The 6414-nt window shown below is 49.8% G+C and carries 3 protein-coding genes, 10 tRNA genes and 2 rRNA genes; all 15 read left to right on the top strand.

Annotation, left to right across the window (positions count from 1 at the left end; all coding sequences use genetic code 11):
• Positions 1 to 101, top strand: a 23S ribosomal RNA gene (locus tag JJQ72_RS20000); the annotation flags it as partial.
• 148 nt (positions 102 to 249) lie between these two features.
• A 5S ribosomal RNA gene (rrf, locus tag JJQ72_RS19995) occupies positions 250 to 366 on the top strand.
• A 13-nt stretch (positions 367 to 379) separates the two neighbouring features.
• Positions 380 to 455 (top strand) — tRNA-Asn (locus JJQ72_RS19990).
• Between the two features lie 3 nt (positions 456 to 458).
• Positions 459 to 534 (top strand) — tRNA-Thr (locus tag JJQ72_RS19985).
• A 6-nt stretch (positions 535 to 540) separates the two neighbouring features.
• A tRNA-Glu gene (locus JJQ72_RS19980) sits at positions 541 to 615 on the top strand.
• Between the two features lie 138 nt (positions 616 to 753).
• Positions 754 to 829, top strand: a tRNA-Val gene (locus JJQ72_RS19975).
• 55 nt (positions 830 to 884) lie between these two features.
• Positions 885 to 959: transfer RNA gene (locus JJQ72_RS19970), tRNA-Gln, on the top strand.
• A 23-nt stretch (positions 960 to 982) separates the two neighbouring features.
• Positions 983 to 1058, top strand: a tRNA-Lys gene (locus tag JJQ72_RS19965).
• Positions 1059 to 1116: 58 nt separating this feature from the next.
• A tRNA-Gly gene (locus JJQ72_RS19960) sits at positions 1117 to 1191 on the top strand.
• Between the two features lie 3 nt (positions 1192 to 1194).
• Positions 1195 to 1271, top strand: a tRNA-Arg gene (locus JJQ72_RS19955).
• A gap of 21 nt (positions 1272 to 1292) precedes the next feature.
• Positions 1293 to 1366: transfer RNA gene (locus JJQ72_RS19950), tRNA-Pro, on the top strand.
• An 11-nt stretch (positions 1367 to 1377) separates the two neighbouring features.
• Positions 1378 to 1451 (top strand) — tRNA-Gly (locus tag JJQ72_RS19945).
• Positions 1452 to 1860: 409 nt separating this feature from the next.
• Entirely contained in the window at positions 1861 to 4647 is a 2787-nt protein-coding gene (gene ppc / locus JJQ72_RS19940; RefSeq protein WP_138227115.1) for a phosphoenolpyruvate carboxylase, read from the top strand.
• A gap of 198 nt (positions 4648 to 4845) precedes the next feature.
• A complete protein-coding gene (gene sigW / locus JJQ72_RS19935) occupies positions 4846 to 5415 on the top strand; it encodes an RNA polymerase sigma factor SigW (RefSeq protein WP_208204756.1) in 570 nt (189 codons plus the stop codon).
• Between the two features lie 120 nt (positions 5416 to 5535).
• Positions 5536 to 6150, top strand: a complete 615-nt coding sequence (locus JJQ72_RS19930; RefSeq protein ID WP_208204755.1) for a zf-HC2 domain-containing protein — start codon at positions 5536 to 5538, stop codon at positions 6148 to 6150.
• Positions 6151 to 6414 lie beyond the last annotated feature (264 nt).

Raw genomic sequence — 6414 nt, 5'->3', positions numbered from 1 at the left:
GTATGTAAGACCCCTTGAAGACCACGAGGTAGATAGGTTGGAGGTGGAAGTGCAGCAATGCATGGAGCTGACCAATACTAATCGGTCGAGGGCTTATCCTACAAGCTTTGCGAAGCAAAGCTAGCTACGAAAGCATCCGCAGAGCTTTACGCAGTAAAGCTAACTTCGGAAGCATTACGCTAATGATCAATCTAACAACGCATATTCGTTTCGTATCTAGTTTTCAGGTGATCAAACATCTGAATCACGTTTGGTGGTGATGGCGGAAGGGTTCCACGCGTACCCATCCCGAACACGACCGTTAAGCCTTCCAGCGCCGATGGTACTTGGACCGCAGGGTCCCGGGAGAGTAGGACGCCGCCAAGCGTGCATTACATATTCCCTGATAGCTCAGTTGGTAGAGCACTCGACTGTTAATCGAGTTGTCACAGGTTCGAGTCCTGTTCGGGGAGCCACTTGCTTCCATAGCTCAGTAGGTAGAGTGCATCCATGGTAAGGATGAGGTCACCGGTTCGATCCCGGTTGGAAGCTCCATTGCAAGGCCCGTTGGTCAAGGGGTTAAGACACCTCCCTTTCACGGAGGTAACAGGGGTTCGAATCCCCTACGGGTCACCACTTTCTTTACTAGCTTCTAGGGATGAGAATCCCAATGGTTCGTCGGAGCTTAAGCGGCGTGAGGAATACTTCGCAGTCTCGAACGTAGTGAGAGTATCCCCTACGGGTCACCACTTTCTTAATATGCTTCATCTACATGGAGGCTTAGCTCAGCTGGGAGAGCATCTGCCTTACAAGCAGAGGGTCGGGGGTTCGATCCCCTCAGCCTCCACCATGATCGTTTCATAATTTGTCTCATGGTTGGACAAACTAAGGAGCGAATATCATATTGGGGATTAGCCAAGCGGTAAGGCAACGGACTTTGACTCCGTCATGCATAGGTTCGAATCCTATATCCCCAGCCATTTTCTTAAGTGAGTTTGCTTGAGAGCCATTAGCTCAGTTGGTAGAGCACCTGACTTTTAATCAGGGTGTCGAAGGTTCGAGTCCTTCATGGCTCACCATTGTTTTAACCTTGTGCGCGTGTGGCGGAATTGGCAGACGCACTAGACTTAGGATCTAGCGTCTTTGACTCAGCGGTAGAGCATCGCCTTGCCAAGGCGAGGGTCGCGGGTTCGATTCCCGTCGTCCGCTCCATAAGTCCCCTTAGCTCAGCTGGATAGAGCGTTTGACTACGAATCAAAAGGTCGGGAGTTCGAATCTCTCAGGGGACGCCATTTTTCATAAGTAGTATGTAACGGGACGTAGCTCAGCTTGGTAGAGCACCTGGTTTGGGACCAGGGGGTCGCATGTTCAAATCGTGTCGTCCCGATTGTTACATCTGCGGGTGTAGTTCAATGGTAGAACTCCAGCCTTCCAAGCTGGTAGCGTGGGTTCGATTCCCATCACCCGCTCCATACATAACGCAGGACATCACTAAGGTGATGTTTTTTTTACATCCTCATGCCATGCTCCTGCGAAGTGTCACTGTGATAAAGCGTTAGATGCACTACATAACTCAGGGGCATTGAACTTTTCAGCCAGGTAGATTATGAGCGCGAACAGGCTTACAGCCTTGCGGTTTTGAAACGCTGAACATTCCTGATCCTATGTATTGATAACGCTGAATGTTACTTATGCAAGCGTGCAGCTTACGCCGGATTGTCTTTATCCACCATGTGGATAAGACATGCGTGAAAACGTCTTCTTTTGTCGGAATGCTGAACTTTTTAACCGCAAAGTAAAGATTTTCGAGAGTATTTATTGTATGATGTTAGGAAGCATAAACTAGATAAACTGTTATCGGGATGAGATGGGAGGAGCAATATGTCTGAACTTACTGTAACCGCCAAGAGCAATTCCAACAATCTGCTGCGGCGTGATGTACGGTTTCTAGGAAACATTCTGGGTGAAGTTCTGGTCCACCAAGGCGGAACTGAATTACTGGATATTGTCGAAAAAATCCGTGAGACCAGTAAATCGCTGCGTTCCGAGTTTTTACCGGAGCTTTTTGCAGAATTCAAGCAAATGGTAAGCACGTTGAAACCGGACGTGAGGCATCAGGTGATCCGCGCGTTCGCGGTGTACTTCCAATTGGTGAACATTGCGGAGCAGAACCACCGGATCCGCCGTAAACGGGATTATGAGCGTTCTGCAGGGGAAAGCGTGCAGCCTGGCTCTATCGAAAGTGCTGTGCAGGAGCTCAAGGAGCGTAACTTCACGTTTGAAGAAGTGCAAAATATGCTGGAAGGGCTTTCCCTGGAGCTCGTGATGACGGCTCATCCAACAGAAGCGATGCGCCGTGCGATTCTAGATATTCACAAAAGAATTTCCGAGGACGTTATGCTGCTGGATAATCCGACGCTGACTTTCCGCGAAAGAGAGCAGCTGCGCGAGAAGCTGTTGAATGATGTTATTACCCTGTGGCAGACAGATGAGCTGCGTGACCGCAAGCCAACGGTACTGGATGAAGTGCGCAATGGGATGTACTATTTCCATGAGACGCTGTTCCACGTGCTGCCAGAGGTTTATCAGGAGCTGGAACGCTGCCTGAACAAATATTATCCGGGGAATGACTGGCATGTGCCTACATACCTTCGCTTTGGTTCCTGGATCGGCGGCGACCGTGATGGAAATCCATCGGTAAAGGCGGATGTAACGTGGAAGACGCTGGAAATGCAGCGCAAGCTGGCTATCCGCGAGTACCAGCGTATTTTGACAGGTCTGATGAAGAGTCTGAGCTTCAGCACGACCATCGTGAACGTATCTGAAGAGCTGCTGGCGTCGATCAATGAGGATCGCGAGAAGGTAACGCTGAAGAAGATGGAGATCTGGCATAACGAGAAGGAGCCCTACCGCATTAAGCTGGCTTACATGCTGGCCAAAATGACCCACGTCCTGGATCCGAACATGACAGGTACAGAGCGTTACCAGACACCTCAGGAATTCATTGAGGATTTGCGGATTATTGACCGCAGCCTGCGTCATCATTTTGCGGATTATGTAGCAGACACGTCTGTGAAGCAGACGATCCGTCAAGCGGAGCTGTTCGGGTTCCATACAGCGACACTGGATATCCGCCAGCACAGTAAAGAGCATGAGAACGCGATGAAGGAAATTCTTGCTCAGATGAACGTGGTGGAAGACTACGCGTCTATGGAGGAAGAAGACAAAATTGAGCTGCTGAATAAGCTGCTTAATGATCCTCGTCCGCTGACGACTCCTTACCAGGGCTACAGTGAAAGCACAGAGGAGTGCCTGGAGGTATTCCGCACAGTGTACCGGGCGCAGCAGGAATTCGGCGTCAACTGTATTTCCAGCTACCTCATCAGTATGTCTGAAGGGGCTAGTGATATCCTGGAGGTCATGGTATTCGCGAAGGAAGTCGGGTTGATTCGCAAGCATGCAGACGGCCGTGTCACAGCGACACTGCAGTCAGCCCCATTGTTTGAAACGATTGAGGATCTTCATGCCGCTCCGGCCATAATGAAGCGTCTGTTCCAGCTTCCATTCTTCCGGGAGAGCGTGAAGGCCATGAATGATGTGCAGGAAATCATGCTGGGTTACTCCGACAGTAATAAAGATGGCGGCGCAGTGACGGCAAACTGGGAGCTGCAAGTGGCCATGAAGGAAATTACGAAGGTGGGCGAAGAGTTCGGCATCAAGCTGAAATACTTCCACGGACGCGGAGGATCTCTCGGACGCGGAGGAATGCCGCTGAACCGCAGTATTTTGGCACAACCGGCGAACACAATTGCTGGCGGAATCAAAATTACCGAGCAGGGAGAGGTCATCTCCTCCCGGTACTCGCTGAAGGGCATTGCATACCGCAGCTTGGAGCAGGCCACATCGGCGTTGATCAAGGCATCTATCCAGGCGCGTACACCGCAGGAGAACGCACAGGAGAAGGAGTGGGAGGCAATTGCAGCCCAAATCTCCGAAGTGTCGCAGAACAAGTATCAGGACCTGATTTTCCGCGATCCGGATTTCTTGTCCTTCTTTAAGGAATCTACACCGTTGCCAGAGGTAGGAGAGCTGAACATCGGATCCCGTCCTTCCAAGCGGAAGAACAGTGACCGTTTTGAGGATCTGCGGGCTATTCCATGGGTATTTGCTTGGACGCAGAGCCGTTATCTGCTCCCGGCCTGGTATGCGGCAGGCACTGGCCTGAACAGTTATTATGAGGGCAAAGAAGAGAATCTGAAGGTTCTTCAGGATATGTATGTTAACTATCCGTTCTTCACTTCCCTCATTAATACACTGCAGATGGCTCTGGCTAAGGCTGATCTGATCATCGCAGAGGAATATTCCTTAATGACGAGTGATGAGACGGCTAGACAGCGCATCTTCGGTCTGATGAAGAACGAGTTTGAGCTGACGAAGCAAATGGTGCTGAAAATTACGGGCCAGCAGGAGATTCTGGATAACCAGCTGATGCTGCAGGAATCCATTCGTTTGCGTAACCCGTACGTAGATCCGCTGAGCTACCTGCAGGTGCAGCTGTTGAAGGAGCTTCGTAATCTCCGTGACAGCGGTGAGGACGATCCGGATCTGCTGCGTGAAGTGCTGCTGACGATTAACGGCATTGCCGCGGGACTCCGCAATACCGGTTAATGGGAAACAGGCCTTGAGGCATGTGCTGTGAAGCAGGCCCTATAAGCCATGAAATGACACGGAAGAGGCTCCCTTTAGGGGGAGCTTCTTTTTTCGTGCAGGTGGGGCTTTATGATTTGTGTTGCTTTTTAGATTTGGATGATTTACCATTTTAATGATGTGTTTAGACGTTACCCATCAGACCATTCTGGGGGAATTATGGTGGACAATTTAGATGTACGACTGGCGAAGCTGGCCCGAAAGGGAGACCAGCGGGCTTTTGCCGAGCTATTAGAGCTGTATAAAGATAAGATCTTCCATCTCGCGTATCGGATGCTGTATAACCGGCATGAGGCGGAGGATGTAGTGCAGGAAACGTTTTTGAGGGTATATAAGAATCTGGACCGCTATGATGAGAAGCAGAAGTTCTCCACCTGGGTGTACCGGATCGCAACTAATCTGTGTATTGATCGCCTTCGCAAACGAAAGCCCTCATACTCGCTTGATGCGGAGATGAGTGAACAGGAGGGCACGGATGGGTATTCCATGCTGTCGAGTCAGGACCCTTCTGTAGAATCCGAGGTACTGCTGTCCGAGACGCAGCAAATTATTCATCAAGCGATGGCGACACTGCCTGCGAAGTACAAGAGTATTATGATTTTGAGGTACATTCAGGATCTATCCTTACAGGAAATTAGTGATGTACTGGATCTGCCGGTGACGACGATCAAGACGCGGGTGCACCGCGGACGTGAGTTTTTGCGGAAGAAGCTGGAGTATAAGCTGTAAAACAGGAATTAAAATAAATGAAACATCTTCGTTTCCGGTGCGTAAACAAAGAAGCAAGTCTTATGCTTTGTGTAACAGAGCGGGACCCAGCAAAGAGATCGAACGAAAGGAATGGCTGATATGAACTGCAAAGTGGCCGTCTCTTTGATGCATGATTATCTGGATAATGACTTGTCCAAGCCGCAGCAGCTGGAGCTGAAAGCTCACATGGTGGAATGCACGGATTGCCGGAACAGACTGGAGGAGCTGGAGAAGACAGATATGCTCTTGTTCTCTCTGACTCATCATGCCACAGGCCCTTCGGAGGATTTAACAGAGCGCATTATGGGCATGCTGCCCAAAGAGAAGAAGCAAAAGGCATGGGTAACCTGGGTCAAAAGACATCCTGCTATCACCGCGGCAGCGCTGTTTCTTGTGGTGATGCTGTTCAGCACCGTCAGCTTCTGGGATCAGAACAATCAGCTTGTGGTAAGAGGCACCGAGCTTGACAAGCTCGTGATCAAAGGCCAGACGGTAATCATACCGCCGGACCAGACCATTACAGGTGACATCACTGTGGAGAACGGCAAGACTGAGGTTTTTGGACAGGTAGAAGGGAATCTGACCGTCATCGACGGGGAGCTGTTTCAGGCTTCTACAGCGTATATTTCCGGACAGGTTAAAGATATAGATAAAGCTATGGATTGGATTTGGTATAAGATCACCAATCTTTTCACGGATGTTGCATACCGTTAATCATGGACCTGCCAGCGAGGCAGAGGACATGAATACCGGCGCCTCCTTTCTGACGAGAAGGTGGCGCCTTTTTGTGTTTCTGTTATTTTCTAGGTGATCAATGGGCCGCTGACTTGCATCCTGAGTTCCCGGATTGTGTAACGATGCTGAACGAAAAAGTCGCGTAGTGACAAGGAGTTTCCTTAAAAAAATGGTTGATTTTACCTCGTCATACATATAAAATGTGTAACGAGGTTGGTGTTCATTATGGCTATCATTTATCAA

It is taken from the genome of Paenibacillus sp. F411 (genome assembly GCF_017582705.1).
GTDB lineage: Bacteria > Bacillota > Bacilli > Paenibacillales > Paenibacillaceae > Paenibacillus_AQ > Paenibacillus_AQ algicola.
The sequence above is the reverse complement of the archived record's forward strand: the minus strand, read 5'-3'. Positions and strand labels throughout refer to the sequence as shown.